Annotated in this window: 24 protein-coding genes, 1 tRNA gene and 1 pseudogene; 8 read left to right on the top strand and 18 right to left on the bottom strand. The window is 53.6% G+C overall.

Annotated elements, in window-relative coordinates; translation table 11 throughout:
• Window positions 1–67: 67 nt before the first annotated feature.
• The 8 genes from B5D58_RS04975 to flgB form a co-directional block, all read right to left on the bottom strand.
• Window positions 68–1,180, bottom strand: a complete 1,113-nt coding sequence (locus B5D58_RS04975) for a flagellar basal body P-ring protein FlgI (protein ID WP_011110944.1) — start codon at window positions 1,178–1,180, stop codon at window positions 68–70.
• 21 nt (window positions 1,181–1,201) lie between these two features.
• On the bottom strand, window positions 1,202–1,996 hold the full coding sequence (locus B5D58_RS04970) for a flagellar basal body L-ring protein FlgH (protein WP_011110943.1): 795 nt from the start codon (window positions 1,994–1,996) through the stop codon (window positions 1,202–1,204).
• 37 nt (window positions 1,997–2,033) lie between these two features.
• Window positions 2,034–2,816 carry a flagellar basal-body rod protein FlgG gene (flgG, locus tag B5D58_RS04965; protein WP_011110942.1) on the bottom strand — a complete coding sequence of 261 codons (783 nt, stop codon included), beginning with the start codon at window positions 2,814–2,816 and terminating at the stop codon, window positions 2,034–2,036.
• Window positions 2,817–2,883: 67 nt separating this feature from the next.
• A complete protein-coding gene (gene flgF, locus B5D58_RS04960; RefSeq protein WP_011110941.1) occupies window positions 2,884–3,627 on the bottom strand; it encodes a flagellar basal-body rod protein FlgF in 744 nt (247 codons plus the stop codon).
• 39 nt (window positions 3,628–3,666) lie between these two features.
• Window positions 3,667–4,899 carry a flagellar hook protein FlgE gene (flgE, locus tag B5D58_RS04955; protein ID WP_011110940.1) on the bottom strand — a complete coding sequence of 411 codons (1,233 nt, stop codon included), beginning with the start codon at window positions 4,897–4,899 and terminating at the stop codon, window positions 3,667–3,669.
• Window positions 4,900–4,913: 14 nt separating this feature from the next.
• Window positions 4,914–5,585, bottom strand: coding sequence for a flagellar hook assembly protein FlgD (locus B5D58_RS04950; RefSeq protein ID WP_011110939.1), 672 nt, complete (start codon window positions 5,583–5,585; stop codon window positions 4,914–4,916).
• 16 nt (window positions 5,586–5,601) lie between these two features.
• A complete protein-coding gene (flgC, locus tag B5D58_RS04945) occupies window positions 5,602–6,006 on the bottom strand; it encodes a flagellar basal body rod protein FlgC (protein WP_011110938.1) in 405 nt (134 codons plus the stop codon).
• A 5-nt stretch (window positions 6,007–6,011) separates the two neighbouring features.
• Entirely contained in the window at window positions 6,012–6,425 is a 414-nt protein-coding gene (gene flgB / locus B5D58_RS04940; protein WP_011110937.1) for a flagellar basal body rod protein FlgB, read from the bottom strand.
• 222 nt (window positions 6,426–6,647) lie between these two features.
• Between flgB and flgA the strand changes: the two genes are divergently transcribed.
• The 5 genes from flgA to pta all read left to right on the top strand — a co-directional run bounded on the left by flgA (window position 6,648) and on the right by pta (window position 11,654).
• Window positions 6,648–7,340 carry a flagellar basal body P-ring formation chaperone FlgA gene (gene flgA / locus B5D58_RS04935; RefSeq protein WP_011110936.1) on the top strand — a complete coding sequence of 231 codons (693 nt, stop codon included), beginning with the start codon at window positions 6,648–6,650 and terminating at the stop codon, window positions 7,338–7,340.
• A gap of 141 nt (window positions 7,341–7,481) precedes the next feature.
• Window positions 7,482–8,123, top strand: a complete 642-nt coding sequence (locus B5D58_RS04930; protein WP_011110935.1) for a TetR family transcriptional regulator — start codon at window positions 7,482–7,484, stop codon at window positions 8,121–8,123.
• A gap of 57 nt (window positions 8,124–8,180) precedes the next feature.
• Window positions 8,181–9,236, top strand: a complete 1,056-nt coding sequence (locus tag B5D58_RS04925; RefSeq protein WP_011110934.1) for a metal-dependent hydrolase — start codon at window positions 8,181–8,183, stop codon at window positions 9,234–9,236.
• Complete coding sequence (locus B5D58_RS13545) at window positions 9,217–9,507, top strand: hypothetical protein (protein ID WP_041356377.1); 291 nt, start codon at window positions 9,217–9,219, stop codon at window positions 9,505–9,507. Before B5D58_RS04925 ends, B5D58_RS13545 begins: the two co-directional genes overlap by 20 nt.
• Window positions 9,508–9,566: 59 nt before the next feature.
• The gene (gene pta / locus B5D58_RS04920) at window positions 9,567–11,654 is read left to right on the top strand and encodes a phosphate acetyltransferase (protein WP_011110933.1); all 2,088 of its coding nucleotides are present in this window, start codon (window positions 9,567–9,569) and stop codon (window positions 11,652–11,654) included.
• 174 nt (window positions 11,655–11,828) lie between these two features.
• On the opposite strand, the gene B5D58_RS04915 is transcribed toward pta, so the two are convergent.
• The 4 genes from B5D58_RS04915 to B5D58_RS04900 form a co-directional block, all read right to left on the bottom strand.
• Window positions 11,829–12,779, bottom strand: a complete 951-nt coding sequence (locus B5D58_RS04915) for an alpha-L-glutamate ligase-like protein (protein ID WP_011110932.1) — start codon at window positions 12,777–12,779, stop codon at window positions 11,829–11,831.
• Window positions 12,780–12,783: 4 nt separating this feature from the next.
• Window positions 12,784–14,316, bottom strand: a complete 1,533-nt coding sequence (locus B5D58_RS04910) for an inactive transglutaminase family protein (RefSeq protein ID WP_011110931.1) — start codon at window positions 14,314–14,316, stop codon at window positions 12,784–12,786.
• Window positions 14,313–14,906 (bottom strand): ATP-dependent zinc protease family protein, encoded by a 594-nt coding sequence (locus B5D58_RS04905; RefSeq protein ID WP_143023707.1) that lies wholly within the window; start codon window positions 14,904–14,906, stop codon window positions 14,313–14,315. The genes B5D58_RS04910 and B5D58_RS04905 overlap by 4 nt, the downstream gene beginning before the upstream one ends.
• A gap of 256 nt (window positions 14,907–15,162) precedes the next feature.
• Window positions 15,163–17,106, bottom strand: a complete 1,944-nt coding sequence (locus B5D58_RS04900) for a cytochrome c/FTR1 family iron permease (RefSeq protein ID WP_011110929.1) — start codon at window positions 17,104–17,106, stop codon at window positions 15,163–15,165.
• Between the two features lie 281 nt (window positions 17,107–17,387).
• Between B5D58_RS04900 and B5D58_RS04895 the strand changes: the two genes are divergently transcribed.
• Both B5D58_RS04895 and B5D58_RS04890 read left to right on the top strand, forming a co-directional pair.
• Window positions 17,388–17,705 carry a type II toxin-antitoxin system PrlF family antitoxin gene (locus B5D58_RS04895; protein WP_011110928.1) on the top strand — a complete coding sequence of 106 codons (318 nt, stop codon included), beginning with the start codon at window positions 17,388–17,390 and terminating at the stop codon, window positions 17,703–17,705.
• Window positions 17,705–18,163, top strand: a complete 459-nt coding sequence (locus B5D58_RS04890) for a type II toxin-antitoxin system YhaV family toxin (protein ID WP_011110927.1) — start codon at window positions 17,705–17,707, stop codon at window positions 18,161–18,163. Before B5D58_RS04895 ends, B5D58_RS04890 begins: the two co-directional genes overlap by 1 nt.
• Window positions 18,164–18,458: 295 nt before the next feature.
• Here B5D58_RS04890 and B5D58_RS13840 read toward each other — a convergent pair whose 3' ends face one another.
• From B5D58_RS13840 to B5D58_RS04875, 5 genes and pseudogenes are all read right to left on the bottom strand, one after another.
• On the bottom strand, window positions 18,459–18,617 hold the full coding sequence (locus B5D58_RS13840; RefSeq protein WP_158297454.1) for a hypothetical protein: 159 nt from the start codon (window positions 18,615–18,617) through the stop codon (window positions 18,459–18,461).
• A gap of 89 nt (window positions 18,618–18,706) precedes the next feature.
• On the bottom strand, window positions 18,707–19,024 hold the full coding sequence (locus B5D58_RS04885) for a FecR domain-containing protein (RefSeq protein ID WP_050731227.1): 318 nt from the start codon (window positions 19,022–19,024) through the stop codon (window positions 18,707–18,709).
• Between the two features lie 194 nt (window positions 19,025–19,218).
• Window positions 19,219–19,416 (bottom strand): annotated as a pseudogene (locus B5D58_RS14410) (FecR domain-containing protein); the annotation flags it as partial.
• A 136-nt stretch (window positions 19,417–19,552) separates the two neighbouring features.
• Window positions 19,553–19,696, bottom strand: a complete 144-nt coding sequence (locus B5D58_RS14545; RefSeq protein WP_425311375.1) for a hypothetical protein — start codon at window positions 19,694–19,696, stop codon at window positions 19,553–19,555.
• Window positions 19,697–19,926: 230 nt separating this feature from the next.
• Window positions 19,927–20,000 (bottom strand) — tRNA-Gly (locus B5D58_RS04875).
• Between the two features lie 472 nt (window positions 20,001–20,472).
• On the opposite strand from B5D58_RS04875, the gene B5D58_RS04870 reads away from it, so the two are divergent.
• Window positions 20,473–20,679 carry a ribbon-helix-helix domain-containing protein gene (locus B5D58_RS04870; protein ID WP_011110926.1) on the top strand — a complete coding sequence of 69 codons (207 nt, stop codon included), beginning with the start codon at window positions 20,473–20,475 and terminating at the stop codon, window positions 20,677–20,679.
• Here the strand turns inward: B5D58_RS04870 and B5D58_RS04865 are convergent.
• Window positions 20,668–20,992 (bottom strand): integrase core domain-containing protein (locus tag B5D58_RS04865; protein ID WP_143779548.1); only part of this gene is annotated, 325 nt, incomplete at its 5' end. The two genes, B5D58_RS04870 and B5D58_RS04865, sit on opposite strands and share 12 nt — an antisense overlap.

Genomic DNA, 20,992 nt, shown 5'->3' with positions numbered 1-20,992 from the left:
TAGGCGAGGCAGCGAGCACCACGCAACGCCGCGATTCGCCTGAAAAACCAATTCTTAGAAGTGTCCATCAGATGATTTCCAGTTCCGCCCGTAAAGATCCGGATGCCTTGAGTGCCTGCAGAATTGCCAGCAGATCCTGCGGTGTGGCGCCAATGGCATTGAGCGCTTTCACCACATCGGCCAGACTGGCCGATCCCGGCAGCAGCATCAGATTTCCTTCTTCCGAACGCACCTCTATCTGCGACTGCGGCACCACAACCGTTTCTCCACGTTGTGCAAACGGCCCCGGCTGGCTGACGATCGGCTGGGTATTGATGATCACTGAAAGATTGCCGTGTGCCACTGCGCTGGATTCAAGGGTCACCATCTGATTCATGACAACCGAACCCGTGCGGGCATTAATGATGACCTTGGCTATACCCTGCGCCGGGATGACATCAAGATCTTCGATCTGTGAAATAAACGTAACGCGCTGATTGTTGTTCAAGGGTGCCCGCAGCTGAATGACGCGCCCATCCAGCGCCGTAGCGGTACCATACGAAAAGCGGCTGTTGATTGTATCGACGATACGCCGTGCGGTCGTGAAATCAGTGTCGCGCAGCTCCAGGTTGATGTACTCCCCCTGGCCCAGCACAGTCGGTACGGCACGTTCCACAATGGCACCGGCACTGATCCGCCCTGCTCCCAGATGATTGATCTGCACACTGCTGCCCGCTGAACTGGCGCCTGCTCCGCCAATCACCAGGCTGCCCTGAGCCACGGCATAAACCTGATTATCGATCCCTTTCAGGGGCGTCATCAGCAAGGTTCCGCCACGCAGACTCTTGGCATTTCCCATGGATGAAACGGTCACGTCGATCTGCTGTCCTGGTTTGGCAAAAGCCGGCAGCGTTGCCGTTACCATCACCGATGCCACGTTACGCAACTGCAGGTTGGTACCAGGCGGCAAGTTCACGCCCAGTTGCCCCAGCATGCTGAGAATACTCTGTACGGTAAACGGCGTTTGCTGGGTCTGGTCACCCGTGCCATCCAGGCCCACCACCAGACCGTAACCGATCAACTGATTGGCACGTACCCCCTGGATATTGGCCAGATCCTTGATACGTTCAGCAGAAACCGGATGAGAAACGATCAGGCAGACCGATAACCCGAAACTCAGGATCCATTTGGATAATGTCATGATGATATGTTCCCGTTATGCTCAGAAGGGTGAAATCGACAAAAAGAAGCGTGACAGCCAGCCCATGGTTTGCACTTCATCCAGATAACCGTTGCCCCGGTATTCGATACGCGCATCGGCCACCTGTATCGATGACACGGTGTTATTGATGATGTTGATCGGGTTGATCACGCCGGAAAGCCGGATGAATTCATGCCCCTGATTGATGCCGATCTGCTTTTCTCCACTGACCAGCAGATTGCCGTTAGGCAGAATGTCCAACACCGTAACGGCGATCGTGCCGGTAAAGTTGTTATTACTGGAGCTCTCCCCCTTGCCATCAAACTTGTTGCTCGAGGTGGCTTCCAGATCGAGATCCTGAAAAATCGACTTGAACGGCAAGCCAAGAAATGACGGTACCGAAAGCCCGATCTCACCTGCACGCTGAGCATTGCTGCCGGTTTTCTTGCTTGCATTGGTTTTCTCGTTGAGCGCAACGATGATGGTATCGCCGATACTGCGGGCGCGCCGATCCTCGAACAGAGGGATATAACGTCCTCTTCCCTGGTAGTCGAACACTGCCTGATAAATCCCTCCGCTGGTCTGGCTCGGAGGAATGACCGGCAGATCGGGCGGCCGCACCGACATTGGCTGCTGTACTTTCGGAGTGGGCGTTATCGCACAACCCGAAACCACACAGATCATGACGATAAGCACGGGTAACACCAGATGACCACGATTTCTCATAAACGATTCCATGACACCTGAACACTGTCCATCCACAAACTCAGGCGCTGCACGATCCGGTGAAAACACCGAAAAGCCTGAGTCTCCCATTGATATATCCGATCGATAAAATCTGACATCAGATGGATCAAAGCTGAGTCAACCGGGCCAGCATCTGATCGGAAGTCGAGATCGATCTGGAGTTGATTTCATACGCACGCTGCGTCTGGATCATCTCGACCAGTTCTTCCACCACGTTCACGTTGGAAGTTTCCACGAAGCCCTGATTCAAAAGCCCGATGCCATTGGTACCCGGAATACCGGGATTGGGCACGCCACTGCTCATGGTTTCAAGATAGAGATTCTCGCCGAAGCGCTGCAACCCGGCCGGGTTGATGAAGGTGGTCAGTTGAATGTTACCCACTGGCACTGGTAAAGCCGAACCCGGCGTCAGGACGGATACTGTGCCATCCCGCCCGATCGTGATATTCAGTGTGTTCGGCGGAATGGTAATGGACGGTTGCAGCGGAAAACCGCTCGCAGTCACCATTTGACCATCCTGATCGGACTGGAATGCACCATCACGGGTATAAGCCAGTGTGCCATCAGGCAGCAATATCTGGAAGAATCCCTCTCCCTGAATCGCCACATCACGCGTATTGCCGGTCTGCTGCAAATTTCCCTGCAAGAAGATATTCTCGGTTGCCACCGGCCGCACCCCGGTTCCCAACTGCAGGCCGGAAGGCAGGCGAGTCCGTTCGGATGACTGGGCACCCGGCTGACGGATGGTCTGGTACAGCAGATCCTCGAATACCGGGCGCATCCGTTTGAAGCCGTTGGTACTGATATTGGCCAGATTGTTTGCAATTACATCCATTTTGGTCTGCTGGGCATCCAGACCCGTTTTCGATATCCATAATGAGCGAACCATATCGTTATCCTTTCAGCGTAATTAAAAATTTACCAGCAATGTCACGACATCCCGGCATCTACCCGTATCAGCCTCTCAGTGTCATGATTTCACCTGCCTGCTGGGCATTCTGCTGGGCATTTTCGAGCATCTTCATTTGCATATCGAACTGCCGCGCAAGAGTGATCATCTTCACCATCTCGCTGATTACATTGACATTGCTGCTTTCAAGCGCGCCATCGATCAGGGCCACTTTTTCACTGACAGGCGCCTGACCTCCCTCTTTCAGCCGGAACAGGCCATCCTCTCCCCGAACAAGCTGCTCTGCCGGCGGATCGACCAGCTTGATCCGTCCGACGATCGAAACGGCGGTCATTCTCGAATCTGACGGCAGCACTGAAACACTGCCATCCTTGCCAATCGCGATGCGACTATCGGGTGGAATGGTAATGGGACCGGATTCTCCCTTGATGTTGAAGCCCTGTTGCGTCTGGAGAATGCCATTGGCGTCCATTTTGAGATTGCCGTGCCGGGTATAGGCTTCTTCCCCATTTTCAAGCTGTACCGCAATCCAGCCGGAACCCTGCACCGCCACATCCAGCGGGCGGTTGGTCTGCTGGATCGCACCCGGCGTGAAATCCGCACCCGTCGTCGAATCCAGCACGAATGCCCGGGTGGGCAGTGATTCCCCATAAACGGGCACTGCCCGAAAAGCGTCAGTCTGAGCCCGGAAACCCGTAGTCGAAGCATTGGCCAGATTATGAGAAACCGTTGCCTGCTGAGTCATCGTGTGCAATGCACCGGTCATCGCGGTGTAAATCAGTCTGTCCATTTTTGAATCGTCACCTAATCAGGGTTAAACAGAAAGCCATCAGATATTCATGATGGTCTGCATTACTGCATCCTGTGTCTCGATGGTCTTGGCATTGGCCTGATAGACCCGCTGCGTCATGATCAGGGTGACCAGCTCGGTCGTCAGATCAACATTGGATTCTTCCACTGCTGAAGATTGCAGTGAGCCCAGCACACCCGTCTCCGGAGTCCCCACCAACGGCAATCCGGATTCAGCCGTCTCACCCCACTGATTGCTTCCCAGCGGCTTGAGACCGTTAGGATTGGAAAAACCTGCCAGTACAAGTTGACCGACTGTGCGCGTGACGTTATTGGAGTAACTGGCTCTGATCTGGCCATCATCAGAAATGCTGTACCCGGCCAGGCGACCCGAAGCAAATCCATCCTGGCTCATCACATTCACCCCGAATTTGCTGCCAAACTGGGTGGAACGGGTTAAATCAAGCTCAAAAGCAAGCGGTGAAACGCCCGCACCCAGTACAGAAGCAGCCACATTAATCGTACTTGACCCGGTTGATGTCATGATCCCGGATGGATTAAAGCTCAAAGTGATTGGGCTATCCGTACCAGATAATCCAGTAGAGGGATCTACTACTGTACCATCCACGGCTGTATATACGCCCCAAGTGGATGCAGCTGTTTTCTGGAAATATAAATTTAATATATGGGAATTACCAAAACTGTCAAAAATTTCTCCCGAAGTAGAATGGGTATAGGTATCTGGATTAGCTACATTAAAAGGATCAGTCACTACATCAGCACGCGCATCCAGATTGACCCCTGTCATGAAACTGGTAGTCGGATTAGGCGTCATATCTGCTGTAGGCAACCGCAGATTGACCGGGATATTGGGGATAATCTGGCCGGATGCATCCGCTCCGAAACCAGTAACGTTGTAATTGCTCGCATTGACCAGAAACCCGTCCTTATCCAGATGAAACTGGCCGTTACGGGTAAAACTGATCGAACCGTTGTTATCCATCCGAAAAAAACCATTGCCGGTAATTGCGACATCCAGCGGGTTATTGGTAGGTGTCACATTCCCCTGATTAAATTCCTGCGCGACAGCTGCCAGTTGAGTACCAATCCCGATCTGATTCCTGCCGCCTCCCAGCGCATTGGCGTAAACATCAGCAAACTGCGCTTGTGATTGCTTGAATCCAACCGTGTTGGCATTGGCGATATTGTTACCCGTGACATCCAGCTTGGCTGAAGCTGCCTTTAATCCACTCAATCCGTGTTGAAAACCCATGATTTACTCTCCACTCAGAATATTTTCTTAACTGCATCCATACCGACATATCCCAGCCGGCCCACTTCCAGCAAAGCGCCATCCTTACCTGCCTGAGCGCTGCTGACTGAACCGAACGCCAGGGCCGAGGAAGATACTTCCTTGTCAGCGCGTATCGCCTTCAGTGCGAAGCTGTACTGTCCATCCGCCGCTGCGTTCCCGTTATTGGCCATACCATCCCAGACGAAGGTGCCTACACCTGCAGCCTGTGCGCCAAGATCGATTTCACGCACGGTAATGCCGGCACTATCCTTGACGGTGACGGTAAGCTTGTCCACCGACTCAGCCAGCTCAAACCCGCCTATCGCCGCCTGATTTTCCAGTTGCATGTCGGTTCCCGGAACCAGCACACCACGGCCGATCATAGTGGCTGCTTCAAACGAACGCCGAGCATCGGAATCCGCCACCAGTTTCTCCAGCGTGGTATTGAGTTTGTCGATACCGCTCACGGTGCTGATCTGCGCCATCTGACTGGTCACTTCCGCATTGTCCATCGGACTGAGCGGATCCTGGTTTTGCATTTGTGTCACCAGCAGCTTGAGAAACCGATCCTGAGGATCCTCCTCGTCTTTGCGATAAGACTTGATACTGCCGCTATTCGAAGCCAGCAGCTCGGATACGCTGGAATTGTTCTGTACCTGACTCATGGTGCGTTCTCTCCTTTTATTGACCGATTGTTAACGCTTTCTGCAGCAGTGTTTTGGTCACGTTCATCATGTCGACACTGTTCTGATAGGAGCGCGAAGCCGACATCATGTTGACCATTTCATCCACCACGTTGACATTGGGCAGAGTGACGTACCCCTTTTCATTCGCCATCGGATGCTTCGGGTCGTACACCACCCGCATGGGTGAAGGGTCGTTCACCACACCTGCCACTTTTACTCCCTTCGCCTTATCTGCCGTGACATCGATCGTGCGAAACACCACTTGGCGGGAACGATAGGCTTCTCCAGTCGAACTGGTAGCACTGTCTGCATTGGCAAGATTGCTGGCCACGACATTCAGTCGCTGCGACTGGGCTGCCATGGATGAACCGGCTACATTGAATACGCTGAATAGGGACATGGCTGTTAATTTCCTTCTTTGATGGCTGATAACAAGGTACGGAACTGGCCGCTGATAAATGTCAGCCCGGCGTCATAGCGCATGGCGTTATCCATAAACTGCATCCGTTCGGTGTCCATATCGACGGTATTACCATCGATACTGGGTTGCTGCGGCACACGGTACTGCTTTGGTACGGAGGTGATCGACCTGAAATCTGCCATACCGATATGTCCGGGTGCTGTAGTCGCCAGAGAGGAATGTTGTACCCGCTGCGGCGATTGAACGTTTTGCATCGCTTTGGCAAAATCGAAATCTCTTGCCTTGAAACCCGGGGTATCGGCATTGGCGATATTCCCGGACAGTAATTCCTGTCTGGTTGCCCGTAATCCCAGTGCTCTCTGGTTAAAACCAACCAGATTTTCCAGTTTGCTGATCATGCTTTCCTCCTGCAAAGTAGTCACTAATCATTAAGCAGGAATCGTGCCAGGCTGAATCGACCGTTTCCTTACGGTCAATGAATCAAACTGGCACATGATCACCCTTCAATTTCCAGGTTAACCGGGGCGGGGCAGCGATACCATGCGGAACGTAGCGGCAAAAATTGCCGCTGGCGGCAAAAATTGCCCGTAACCAGTCCTCTGGTATCAACCTTGTCCATCATGAAAATAAAATTTTTACTGATCGTTCTCGTGTATGCCCTGACCCCGATGGCGGCAACCGCCAGCGAAGATTCATCCGCATCGACGATACTCGAGGTCGTAAACGACTTTGTGCGCAATGAAACCCGCCATCTGCCCGGTAAAGTCATCATCAAATCGAACAGACCGGATACACGCCAGACACCGCGCTCATGCCGCCAGCCCCAGCCGTTTCTGCCGACGGGAGGACGGGTATGGGGAAAGTTCTCAGTGGGGGTACGCTGTCAGGATGAAGCCACCTGGACACTGTATGTTCCGGTTGAAATCGAAGTGATTACCCGTGTCGTGCATGCTGCACAGCCGGTCAGTATGGGAAAACAGCTGGAGGCTCAGGACATCGTTAGTAAAGAAGCAGATCTCGTGCGTATTCCCGGAGAAGTAGCCACCGATCCCGATCAGGTTATCGGCAAAGTAGCAACGACATTCCTCGCTTCCGGACAACCCATCCGCACGCACCAGTTACGTGCGCCGCACGTCATCTCGCGCGGGCAGAAAGTACGGCTCACTGCAACCGGAGCAGGATTTGCCGTCAGCATGGAAGGCGAGGCGCTTGCTGCCGCGGCCGCAGGAGAAGTCGTCCAGGTGCGCAACCACACCGGACGTATCATCAGGGGAATAGCACGGGCAGGGGGAGTAGTAGAAATAAAGCAGTAATCGTCCTTTTTCGTTATTTGTGCGAAAGATATCCAGGGAAAACAGTCAGCTCGATCATAAATGGTATAACCGATCCATCAGGCAAGACAGGTACAATGAAAAGTATTGCATTTCCTGTTTTGAGAAATAAGGAGGCTCGATATGACGATAAATAATGATCCGATGCGTGATGCAATCGTCGATACGGCAGTGGAGCTGGCTGCTCATACATCCTGGGAAGCGGTGCGGTTGTACGATATAGCAGCCAGGCTGGCTGTTTCCCTGGATGAAATCCGATTGTATTTTCGTGAGAAAGATGAGCTGATCGATGCCTGGTTCGACCGTGCTGACAGTCGTATGCTGAAGGAAGCCGAATCTGCCGGTTTTCTCGATCTGGTTGCGTCTGAACGTATCCATCATCTCATCATGATCTGGCTGGATGCACTGGCGGTACAGCGCAAAGTAACCCGGCAGATGATCATGTCCAAGCTGGAATTCGGGCATATCCATATTCAGATACCTGCTGTCATGCGTGTCAGCCGCACCGTGCAGTGGGTACGTGAGGCAGCACAGCGTGATGCCACATTCATGCGGCGAGCATTGGAGGAAAGCACGCTGACGACTATTTATCTGATGACTTTCTTTTTCTGGATGCGGGATGAATCAGAAAACTCGCGCCATACCCGCCAGTTTCTGAAGCGCCATTTGACCATGGCTGCCTGGCTGGGTCAGAAGGTGTATGGTAAAGATCCCGAAAAAAGTACAGTGCCACACAAACAGCAAATTCCGCTGCAGTTCGATTAAACCTGGAAACTGCAGTCTCGGACGCACCCGAGTGTGCGTCTGGCACAGGAGAGAAAGATGGACCCTGTGACACATACGTTGAGCGGTGCGTTGCTGATGAGAGCCGTTACTTCTTCGCATACTCAGTATGCTCAGCGATTGCCGTTGCGGGAACGTATCGTTGCCGGAAGTGTAGCGGCCGCTTTTCCGGATAGCGATGTCGTCTTGCGGCTGATCGATACCCTGACTTATCTCAACTGGCATCAGGGGCCGACGCATTCGCTCGTGATGCTGCCTTTCTGGGCATTCCTGCTGGCGCATCTGTTTTCCCGGTTTACCGGGGGACATTACCCATGGCGATCATTCTTCGTACCGGCGTGCCTGGGCATCATGATCCATATTCTGGGCGATCTGGTGACAGCATACGGTCTGATGCTGCTGGCGCCGTTTTCCACCTGGCGATTTTCTCTGCCCCTCGTGTTCGTCATCGATCCGTGGTTCACTGCGATCATCCTTGCCGGACTTGTCCTGAGTGCCATTTTCCCGACAAAACGGGTCTATGCAGTGGCTTCACTGATCGGTATCGTGGCGTATGTATCATTTTTATGGATGCTGCACGAGGAAGCCATGCAGGCGGGGAAAGTGCATGCCGCTGAAAAAATGCTCGATCAGCAGACAGTCAGTGTATTGCCACAACCTTTGTCGCCTTTCAATCAGATGGTGATTATTCGTGATGACACCGAGCTGCATGTCGCACGAATCAATCTGAGACGGAGCACTCTGCTTAAGTGTACTGATACAAGTAATCTGTTATGTAACATGACTGCAGCCTATCGCCCGCTGGCAATGGCAAACTGGCGATCATACCGCCTGCACGACAGCCGCTCTCCCGAGTATGCAGCCCTGTCGCACGAAGCCTGGCAGCAGCCGGTTCTGGCACCGTTCCGTCAGTTCGCACAATTCCCGGTTCTGGATGGCATCGACCATCCTGCACAAAACATCTGCGTTTGGTTCATCGATCTGCGTTTCCAGTTTCCCGGATTGCCGCCTTCCTTTCGCTACGGTGTATGTCGTGAAGAGGAAAACTCACTCTGGTATTTGCAGCGTCAACACGGTGCATTCTGGATCGATTGAAGCAGATGCTGCAGCCAGAACTCTGGGATCCGATGGCGGCAGGCTGAAGCGCGGCAAGTGGCAGGGCCAGACAAAAACTTGCCCGACGACGACGCCATCTTCACGCGTGATAACAACCGTTGCCGGACGAGGACGTAGCCCGGTGGGATTGGCGACAGCTTGTGACTCACCCGGATATCTGAACGCCGCACCACTGTCCGGACAGTTGCTGGTGAACTGGTTTGGTCGTGAGCGATCACCTGGATTAACGCAGAAATGGCAACGCAGATAGTTTTTCAGAAGTTCCTCAGCGTTTTTTCACCAACCTTGACGCGGGATGAATAAAAAGGCATGCATACTTTCTTTGTTACCTCTACCGGCTTTGGTGTCGGACTCACTTCAACCAGTTTAGGATTGGTGCGGGCGCTCGAATATGGCGGCCTTAAAGCGGGTTTTTATAAACCTGTCGCTCAGCAACATCCCGGTAATTCCAAGCTTGAATATTCCACTGAACTGATCTCGCGAACGTTGGGCCTGGCACCACCCGCTCCGCTTCCGTTAGCTACAGTTGAACATCTGCTGGGTGAAGGTCAGATTGACGACTTGATGGAAGATATCGTCCGGCGATTTAAGCAAGCCTCTGAAGGTTATGATGTGATGGTGGTAGAAGGTATGGTACCTACACGCCATGTCAGCTATGCCTCACGCGTGAATACCAGGCTGGCCAGCAGCCTTGATGCTGATATCATCCTCGTTTCATCTGCCGAAGATGATGCACTGCAGGCAATTACAGATCGTATTGAAATTCAGGCTCAATTTTTTGGTGGTGCTCAGAATCCTCGTCTATTGGGCGTAATCCTCAATAAAATTCGCACCGATCATTCTGATGATCTTTTTGAACAGCTAAAAAACCATTCCACCCTGTTCCATCAATCCAGCTTTCAGATTCTGGGTTGTATTCCCTGGGAGGATTCCTTGAATGCTCCTCGCATGGCAGACGTTGTCACACAGCTGCAAGCTCAGATCGTAAACGCGGGGGATAGTGAAAAACGCCGTGTACAGGATATCGTGCTGTTTGCCAGTGCCGCCCCCAATTCAGTGACATTGTTACGTCCCGGAGTTCTGGTGGTAACACCTGGTGACCGGGACGATATTGTCATGGCCGCCAGCCTTGCCGTACTGAATGGTGTACCACTGGCGGGGTTACTGCTGTGCAGTGATTTTCCGCCAGATCCGCGCGTGCTGGAATTGTGCAAAGGTGCACTGACAAAAGGATTACCAGTTTGTACCGTCACGACCAATTCATACGATACCGCCGCCAACCTGCATCGCATGAATCGGGAGATTCCGCTGGATGACCACGAGCGTGCTGAGCGCATCACCAACTTTGTGGCGAATCATATTCGTCAGGAATTATTGGTTAAGCGCTGTGGTGAGCCACAGGAACAACGCCTTTCTCCCCCCGCCTTCCGCTATCGCCTGGTCAAGCGGGCGCAAGAGGCTGATTGCCGTATCGTGTTACCGGAAGGGTACGAACCCCGCACCATACAAGCGGCAACCATTTGCCAGGAACGTGGCATTGCCCGTTGCGTGTTGCTGGCAAAACCTGATGCAGTAAAAGCGGTGGCCAGCGCACGTGGCATTACCCTGCCCGAAGGGCTTGAAATGATTGATCCGGAAAAAGTGCGCCGAAATTATGTGGCGGCTATGGTGGAGTTACGCAAGCACAAAGGATTAAATGAACCCATGGCGCTGGCGCAACTGGAGGACAATGTCGTGCTGGGCACCATGATGCTGGCGACGGGTGAAGTCGATGGCCTCGTCTCCGGCGCAATCAATACCACCGCCAATACCATTCGCCCCGCTTTGCAACTGATCAAAACAGCACCGGGTTTTAAACTTGTCTCCTCTGTCTTCTTTATGCTGCTGCCAGAACAAGTCGTCGTGTATGGAGATTGTGCGGTCAATCCTAATCCTACGGCTGAAGAACTGGCCGATATCGCACTGCAAAGTGCCGCGTCGGCACAGGCACTGGGTATCGAGCCACGCGTAGCCATGTTGAGTTATTCCACCGGTGATTCCGGCAGCGGGCAAGAAGTGGAAAAAGTACGCGAAGCCACTCGACTTGCCCGTTTGGCACGTCCCGATCTGCTGATCGACGGCCCTCTGCAATACGATGCCGCTGCGATTGCCAGCGTGGGCCGGCAAAAAGCACCTGGCAGCCCGGTAGCAGGGCGCGCTACCGTGTTTATCTTTCCGGATCTCAACACCGGCAATACCACTTACAAAGCCGTACAGCGCAGCGCCAACGTAGTCAGTGTCGGCCCCATGTTGCAAGGCCTGCGTAAGCCGGTGAATGATCTGTCACGCGGCGCATCGGTGGAAGATATTGTTTATACCATTGCCTTGACTGCCGTACAGGCGGCCAGTCAACGCTAATTCCATTTCTAAATCAAAACTAACTTTGTCGGCTTCGCCTGGCCGTATTATTTATACTGTCTGCGGCTCGCCTTCGTGTCATTTTTGATTTGGGAATGGAATAAGAACCTCTGATCTTGCGCGAAGGGTAAGGATAAGAACATTACCTGCGACCATAGCCGTAAATACAGAAAATCAGGTCTGATTTTCCAGAAATAATTCCTGTCCCAATGTGGCACGATCTGCTGCCGCAGCAGGGATTTCTTCCAGTTTGGCGATTTTCTCCAGCAAACGGCTCATGCCCCTGCGGTTGGCTATCTGAATGGAAAGACCCGGACGTGCATTGAGCTCCAGTACCAGCGGGCCCAGTTCCCGGTCGAGCACGACATCCACGCCCAGATACCCCAGTCCGACCAGATCGTGGCACTGTGCTGCCAGTGTCAGCAATTTATACCAGTGAGGAATTGCGAGCCCGCTGATGGTAGCACCGGTATCCGGATGCTGTTCAATCGGATAATTCTGCCAGATGGCATGGGTAGTGCGACCGGTCATCAGATCGATACCCGCTCCCACGGCACCTTGATGAAGATTGGCTTTACCATCCGACATACGAGTTGGCAGGCGCACCATGCAGGCCACCGGAATCCCTCTGAACACGATGGTACGAATATCCGGTACGCCGCGGTAGGAAACCGTTTCGAACAGCGGATCGAATTTGACCCGATATTCGATCAGTGCCTGATCAGGCTGTCCACCCAGGCTGTAGAGGCCACTGAGTATGTTCGAGACGTGATATTCGATGTCTTCCTCGGTCAGCAGATCGCCATTGCTCTGTCGATAACGGTTGTTGAGACGTCCGGTAATGACACAGATACCGTTTCCTCCTGAACCATGTGCCGGTTTGATCACGAAATCCTCGTGATCCTTGACGATATCTGGAAAACTGGCGACATCGTGCTGGATTTCGATGACACCATACAGTTCGGGCACCGCAATACCGGATGCAGTTGCCAGGTATTTGGTTCGCAGTTTGTCGTCCACCAGCGGATAAAGCGAGCGCTTGTTGTAACGCAGAATGAAATCAGCATTGCGCTGATTCATACCGACGACGCCGCTCTGCCTGAGTTTCTCCAGAAACCCGAACATGGTATTACGGCTTGTTCCGTGCGAACGCACGGAAACGCCAGAGCTCCATCAGCCGGTAGCCGGAGTAGCGGCCCAGCAGCAGAATCACAGCCAGCAACACCAGTAACAGTTCAGGAAATACGAAAAACATATACTGGAACTCGCTGATATTCATGGCCAGGTACCCGATCACTGCCACCAGCAAACTGCCCGACACCTGCTTGAATGCCTCCGCCGGTCCGGCCTCTTCCCAGGTCAGCGACATGCGCTCGATCGTCATCGTCATGATCACCATCGGAAACAGGGCCACGGACAACCCCATTTCGAACCCGAGCTTGTGCATGATGACGCTGACCCCCGCCATCAGCAGGACAACCATGGTCAGCACCGCCGCCAGGCGGGGAACCAGCAACAGCTTCAGCTGTTCGACATAAGCGCGCAACAGCAGCCCGAGCCCCACGATCAGGCTGAACAGAATCAATCCCCAGAACAATTCTGTTTCACGGAAAGCCAGTGCGATCAGAATGGGCATGAATGTACCAAACGTACGGATTCCGATGATGTTACGCATGAACACGACGACCAGCGCCCCCAGCGGCACCATCAGCAACACCTTGTACACGTTCTGGGTATGCACCGGTAAGGAATACAGCGAAAAATCCATCAGATGGGAGCCTTTCTCCGCCGAACGGAACCCGGCAATGTTGACGGTTTCCTGTAAGGTTCTGGCGACTGAATACTGGATTCCGGATTCGGAAGCCCCCTCAATCGAGAAGGAACGGTCATCATCGATCTGCCAGATGATGAAATTCGACGGCAGGCCCTCCTGGCCATCTTTGATATTCAGGGTGCGCCACTGCTCACCATCATAAACCTGCAGAAAATGTTCCAGATCCGCGTAGTCCTTGTCATCCTGCAAGCGTAATCCCCGAATGACACGGGATGGAATACGGGCACCGGCCAGCACCCAGCTCAGGGTTTTAGCCAGATTACGCGTACGGCTGACATGCTTCACCAGCAATTTCAGCTCCGGTATCGATGCTGCCGCATTCAATTGTTCAATCACCCGCTGTGTAAAGGAAATGGTATCGGCTGACTGCTGGCGCGCCTTGTCCAGCACTCCCTGAATCACCGGTGCCAGATTCTCTGGGTACTCGGGTGGTTTCGGGTAAACCGGTGCGGCATCCGATTTGGGTGCAACTTCCTCGTTTTCGAACAATACGGCCCGGTAAAACAGTAACTGTTTACCCTGCGCCCTTCGCTTGGCCCAGCGCGCAACACGGCCAGTGTTATCCTGTTCGATTGCCAGTCCGTAATCTGCACTGACGAAATCCTCATCGAGGATGGAATAACCGGCAGGATTGAAAGGCAGCGGCAGGGTTACCTTGATTGCACTGTCCGGTTTGGCACGAAAACTGATACGGGCCTCGATATTCCATACCTGCGCCTCTTCAGAGGCAGTCAAAGGCAGGCCGATTACCGCAGCTTTGTAATAAGCCAGCCCCAATCCCGCAAGACACAGTATGAATGCCAGCAGATACAGATGCAGTTTTCTCATTCGTGCTGCTGCCCGGGATCAGCTGGTTCACTGCCCTTTTTTTTCTTTTTGGTATGGCCACACACTGCCTTGGTGAGATAGGCACGTGCAGGATCGACTACCACATATCCGGCCAGCGCCTTGCGCCCGAGCAGTACCGGGTAATTCAAAGCACGCCGGTCGATCAGATCGAATTCGGCCTCCCGGATTTCATCAGCCAGACAAATCTCCATGGAGATCACCGGGCGCTCCTGCGAGGGACCATCATGCTGCTTGATTTTAACCATACGCACCAGCGGACGCTCGATCTCGATGGAACGCTCCGCCGTACCCTTCTTGAAGTCAAAAGTAAACCTGACCCATGTCTTGCCATTTCTCTTGAATACATTGATATCACGAGCACTCATGGAAGAAGTATTGGCGCCGGTATCGATCCGGGCAGGCGTCTTGATTCCCCAGGGCTCCAGACGGGTAAACTCTACCCAGCCAAGGATTTTCAGAGACTCCGGGATGACCGTGGTCTTTTCCGCTGAAATTGCGCCAAAAGGTATCAGCAACGATAAAACTGCGAACAGGCTGCACAACAGTGATCTGATTGAACGAATAGCCATCAGTTTCTTTCTGAAGTTTTTTGTAGTAGTTAAAGAATCACTCTCGGTACGAGTAGTTCCATCGGACAAAGACAGGACTGGTTTAACAGCCACATGATGAACGGGTAAAAGAAGCTGCCACAGACTAAATGAGAAAGCCACTTATAACCCGCAAACGGCCCAATTATACATGGGGATATCAGCAGAACCGCGCTTTTCTGAACATGGAGCATCACGGTTACAGCCGGTCATCGACCTTCGGTGCGAAGTACAGTAACTACGCCGTTTTCCTGCGATTGAACCAGAAGCCACCTGCGATCAGCAACAGCGTCAGCGCCTGCAGCGTAAGTCCTTGCTCGGTCGGATGGATGCCCAGCAGCGGCAGCGAAATGAAGCGCACCGCCGTCGCATCGAGCATACCTGCCTCCTGCAGGGCCGCGACACCGTTACCGACGAACACTACAGCCATGAACGCCAGCAGTACCGACATAACCGCAAAGAACGGTCCGATCGGCAACCGCACGCTATAACGCAGGATGGCGCCGCCGATCAGCACCAGCAGTGCTGTTGCGGCCATGATACCCCACAGTACTGAAGTATGACCTTCCACGCCAGCCTGCACCCACAGTGCCTCGTAAAACAGGATCACTTCGAACAGCTCACGATACACTGCAAGGAACGAAATGCCAGCCATTGCCCACAGCGTACGCTTGCCGAGTGCTACGTTTACCTGCTCGCGGATAAAGCGGCTCCAGGCCTGTGCATTCGCGCGACTGTGCAGCCACCAGCCCACGTACAGCAGCATTGCCGCAGCCAGCAGCGCCGTGATGCCCTCGGTGAGTTCACGGTTCGCACCCGAGATATTGATCACGTAGCTTGCCACCGCCCAGGTGATGACACCCAGCACCACCGCACCGATCCAGCCCGCATGGATGTAGGGCAAAGCATCGCGCCGTCCGGTCTTGATGACAAAGGCGATAATGGCCGACAGTACCAGGATCGCCTCCAACCCCTCACGCAGCAAGATCAGCAATGAACTCACGAAAGCTGTCATTGGCGACAAACTGCTGCCCGACAGCACGTCGTCGGCACGATTGAGCAATGCCTTGACTTTAACAACCTGAGCTGACACAGCTTCGGCAGACTGGCCGTCACCAATGGCTGCACGCAGTGCCATCATTTCGCGCTCGACCTCGGCACGTAACAGCGCATCCACATTATCCAGAGCGGATTCGACCAGCTCGAAACCTTCCAGATAGGCCGCAATCGCCAACCGACGTGCGCCTTCACGGTCGCCACGCGTATAGGCCTGCACCACTTCATCGAGTTTGGCGCGCGAGAACGCCAGCGGCGCTGGTGCAACTGCCTGTAGCGCCTGCGGCTGCTGTGTCAGGTAGGTACGCACCGCATCCAGTACCGTGCCGGCCTCGGCCTGATCGCCGGGTGCCTGATCAACCAGCGATTTCAAGCTGTCGAACGCGGCCTTTCCCTGGCCCTCGCGCCATGCAACCTCACCACGCGCAACAGCCTCCGGGTCGGCGCGCAGACTGCCTGCAAAGAAAGCAAGCGCCCAGCGATCCGCTTCGGAGAATTCGGTAAATGCACGCATCGGCGTGCCGCCCACACCGAGCGTGATGGTGTTGTAGAAGCCATAGAGACTGCGCTGGCGCATACGCGCCTCATCATGGAAATTGCTGGGGGCCGGCTCCATGCCCTTGGCCAGCGGCCCATCGCCATGACCTTCCGCACCATGACAAGTAGCACAGTGCTGAGCGAACAATTTAGCACCCAACATCAGATCCGGCGCCTGACGCGGCGCCACGCTGAGCTTCCACGCCTGAATCACACCCGCACGCAGTTGGCTGGCCAACGCAGAAACTTCACTGCCTGGCGCCTTGGCCTCGATACGTGCCAGCAGCGCGTGAGCCTGCTGCTGCAGCGCCGGCTGCTCCGGCACTTTGGGCAACTGCTCCAACAGCGTAATGGCCTGCGTGGCAAACTCGCGCTGCTCCTCGTACTCCTCAGCATTGAGTACCTTGCCGTCCTGCACGAACTCGGGATAATCCACGCCTACGTAATCGAGCATATGCACGATGGTCTGCGCCCTCTCGTCATCAGCGGGCGCAGCGGCGGCCGTGCCATGCAAGCTGACCATAAATATGAGCATTGCCAGCCACTGAACCAGCAGATTCGACAGAAAAAAAGGTTTGGACCTGTTCATCGTTTTATCTCCGAGCGCCCGGATTTGATTAATCCATTATTATAAGTTACTCGACCCGGAAGTGAAGCTCGCCAGCGCACCTCATACAGAGCAATCGTGCTACAAAAACAACTTATTGATATTTAATATTCTTTTACATATACCAAGATGAATGAAGCAACAACCAATTGATTTATAGAATTACTTATTTTTTCACCCGGTTGCCCTGACCACATGAAGCTCCACATTGACAAGAAAGGAAATTTCCTTACAATACAAACATTACTTTCAGGAGAACTGCCATGCCTACCATTCATGAAGTTGCCACGCTGACCTCCAAAGGCCAGATCACGTTGCCCAAATCCATCCGGCAGGCACTTGGCGCCGATACTGGCAGCAAGCTTGCGTTCGAGCTGCGTGGCGGCGAAGTGATCGTTACCCGTGCCGATACCGGGCACGAGGATCCCGCCATTGCTGCATTCCTGGCCCTTCTGGCTCGCGATATCGAGGCTGGCCGGAACATTCGTGGTTTGCCGGAAGATCTGATTCGCACGATGCTGGAGCATACGGGCCACAACGTAGTCCTGGGCGATGATTTCGATGAGGACGTAGAAATCTGATGCAACAGCATGGCTGGACGCTGTTGTTCCACGACAACCTGATCGAGCAGTTGATGAGGTTGCGTGCGGCTGTGCTGCGTGCGCAAGAGAACGACCCGGAGGACTTCGGATCCAACACCAACGTCAAGTTCTTCCGGGCCTTGATCCAGCTAATGCAAGACGTGGTGCCGGGCGATCCGGTGCGCGACGAATATCGTCAGGGCAATACCATGGGACCAACCTATCGCCACTGGCGACGGGCCAAACTCGGAAGGCGGTACCGGCTGTTCTTCCGGTACGACTCGAAGGCAAAAGTCATCGTGTACACCTGGGTCAATGATGAGCAGACCCTGCGGTCATCGGGCAGCAAGTCAGACCCGTATACCATATTCGAAAAGATGCTCGGACGCGGAAACCCGCCAGACGACTGGAACGCATTGATACAGGCAAGCAAACCGAATTGGAGCCAGCTGGAATAGGCATTCCTCATGTAACAAGAGACGGCCATGAACACGGTAACCCGATGAGCACCGCAGCACGCCTCGGCCACAGTTTCGGCCGTGGCAATTGTTGTCGGACAAAACAGTAGCAGCCTGCCAGTCCGACAGCGTGTTTAGCGTAATCGATGTCTCATCAATAACTATACCGCATACTCACCAAAAAATTACGTAGTGCACCGTACCAGTTGCCAGCGTTTGGATTGGTATTTGCACCTGCCTTACTTTCATTATCGTTGAACGTGTAACCGGCCAGAATCTGCCAACCTGACACGATTTAACCACTGACCTCGATGTCCACCCCTCGGCTGGTAATGCGGCCATCATCCAAATAGCAGCAACTGCTGCCCAGATCACCAGGAGTCGGTGGATAGGCCGGGTCTCGTACTGCCTGGCCATTGCGTTTGATGGAATAGAAAGCGCTGTATTCAATCATTCATCGAACAGACTGCCCTTGACACCAACACCTCATAACTGCGTCCGATGACAGGCTTGAGTGGCGTACCAGGTGGAAGCCCTTTGCGGTTACTCTCTCAGAGGAAAGCTCAACAAGCTCACAAGCACGGCACCGCCATCGACATGACGTATAACGGTCACTGGCGCGATTTCAGGCAGGATGTCCAGGGCTGCTTCCGGTGTCTCGATGCTCAGCGTGCTGGAGATACGCAGTTGCCCCAGTCGCGCATCAGCGACACGCAGCGGGCGGGTCAGGTAGCGGCTCAGCTCGGCCGCCACGTCGGATAGAGGGACATCGCGAAAGATCAGACGCCCCCGCTGCCAGGCCGTGATGGTCTCGATATGATCAGGGTACGGAGATACCAGACCATCTTGCGGCGATGCCACTGAAACCTGGCCCGCCGTCAGAAGTGCATGCTTGCGTCGCCACCAGGGGCCGGCGGAAAACTCGACCGACCCTGCCTGTACGGCGACCATGACACGATCTTCGTTGCGCCGTACGTCGAATTGCGTGCTGGTAACCAGCACGCGTGCATCGCCCGCTTCGACCAGGAACGGCCTGGCGGGATATCGTGGCTAATGGAAAACAAAGCCTCGCCACGATGCAGTTCGACAGTGCGGCGAGTATCATAAAAGGCAATAGAGATATCTGTGTCGGTATTCAGATCGATGTGTGAACCATCCGGCAGCCCGATTTGCCGGCGCTCACCTTTCGACGTAGCCAGCCGCTGGGTGAATGTGGGGAACAGCGCCCAGAGATCCGCAGTTCGAAGCGCCACATCCGGATCATGCTGCAGGGGATGTTCATCGTCGCTCAGCTCATGCAGAGACAGTACTTCATGGCGTGACTGCCGGCGAATTTCATCAACCAGCCGATTCTGGGCCGCCCGGCACAAGTACGCTTTCTGATCAATCTCAGCCGCGTGTTACCCGAACGTTTTGGATCGCCGCCAAGACACCAAGGTAAAGCCCAGCCCACCGTCCAGCATAGCATTGGGTAGAGTGGTGAAAGCTCTCGGAAGCGGGAAACTGCTGGATCAGCTCGGCGCAGTGCTCCAGAAGAGTCAGATACAGTACGGAGAACTAGCTGCGTGAAAAGCACCCAGACACCCACTGCTTGTGCAGCATTTGTTACCTCATCGACAGCTCGGGTATGCGCTGGAAGAGATTGTTTTCGATCGACGATCACGATCACACCAAGGTCTTTGGACAAGTTGTCGCTCCACGAAAATCGGAAACGCTACGCCTTGGTGCTAATGGCTAAAACATGAAGAGAAAGATCGTCAGATTGGAGCGGGTGAAGGGAATCGAACCCTCGTATGCAGCTTGGGAAGCTACCGTTCTGCCATTGAACTACACCCGCCTGTTTGTTTCCGAAGAGGATGAGATGGGCATGTTACCTTTACAAGACACCTCCACCCCGCTTTTCCGTTATGACAGGACTGAAAACTGCAGCGATCCGATAATTATAACAAGACATTCCCGGATCACACTGTTTTCAGATTATGAATCATTCGGCAAAACCCGTTGTTAAGGAACCTCTGAAAAACGTCGACGAGGCAGTCAGTTCAAGGCTGGCCCGTAGGGCGAGGCGCTGGCGCCGAGTAAAATATACATAATAAATGAGCATTTTAAGCCGATTTTTAACGCAGAAATGGCAACGCAGGTAGTTTTTCAGAGATTCCTTAAAGGCACGCCGGAGAACAAAGCAACCAATGTTTTGTAACATACCCAACTGCACCGAAGCCCGCGCGCTCATATCCAATCACCCTCATTGACAGCTTCTTGCACTACACTTATATTTCCTAATATATTTTATTTGTTTGAGGTGTGACATGTCGCAAATCACGCTTTATCTTGATGACGAAATCCAGGCGCTGATCGAGCAGCGCGCCAAAGCCAGTGGGCTATCCAAAAGCCGTTGGGTGGCTGAATTCATTACCAAATATGCCACACAAGAATGGCCGCAGGACTGTCTGGAACTGGCGGGACGTTTTGCCGATTTTCCGCTGCGTGAAGAGGCTAACCCACTACCTGTTTAGTCCCACTTTGTGATGGTATGGATTGATGATAAAACGTTCAGGTTCGTTTTGCCAGCATTTGATGATGTATTCGTAAGGTGTGAGTCCTCGTAAGGTTTTGAGTCGCCTGGCGAAGTTGTAGGCATTCAGGAAGCTGTAAAGATGCTCTCGCAACTGTTGATGATTTTCATAATGATAGCGTTTGACGGTTGCTTCCTTGAGGGTGCGGTTCATGCGTTCGACTTGACCATTGGTCCAGGGGTGATTTGGCTGGGTCAGGCGATGTTCCGTACCATTTTCCAGGCAGACACGGTCGAAGATATGCAAGAAAGCA

The sequence above is a fragment of the Nitrosomonas europaea genome, from assembly GCF_900167395.1.
Classification (GTDB): domain Bacteria; phylum Pseudomonadota; class Gammaproteobacteria; order Burkholderiales; family Nitrosomonadaceae; genus Nitrosomonas; species Nitrosomonas europaea.
This window is presented reverse-complemented; position numbering and strand designations above follow the sequence as displayed.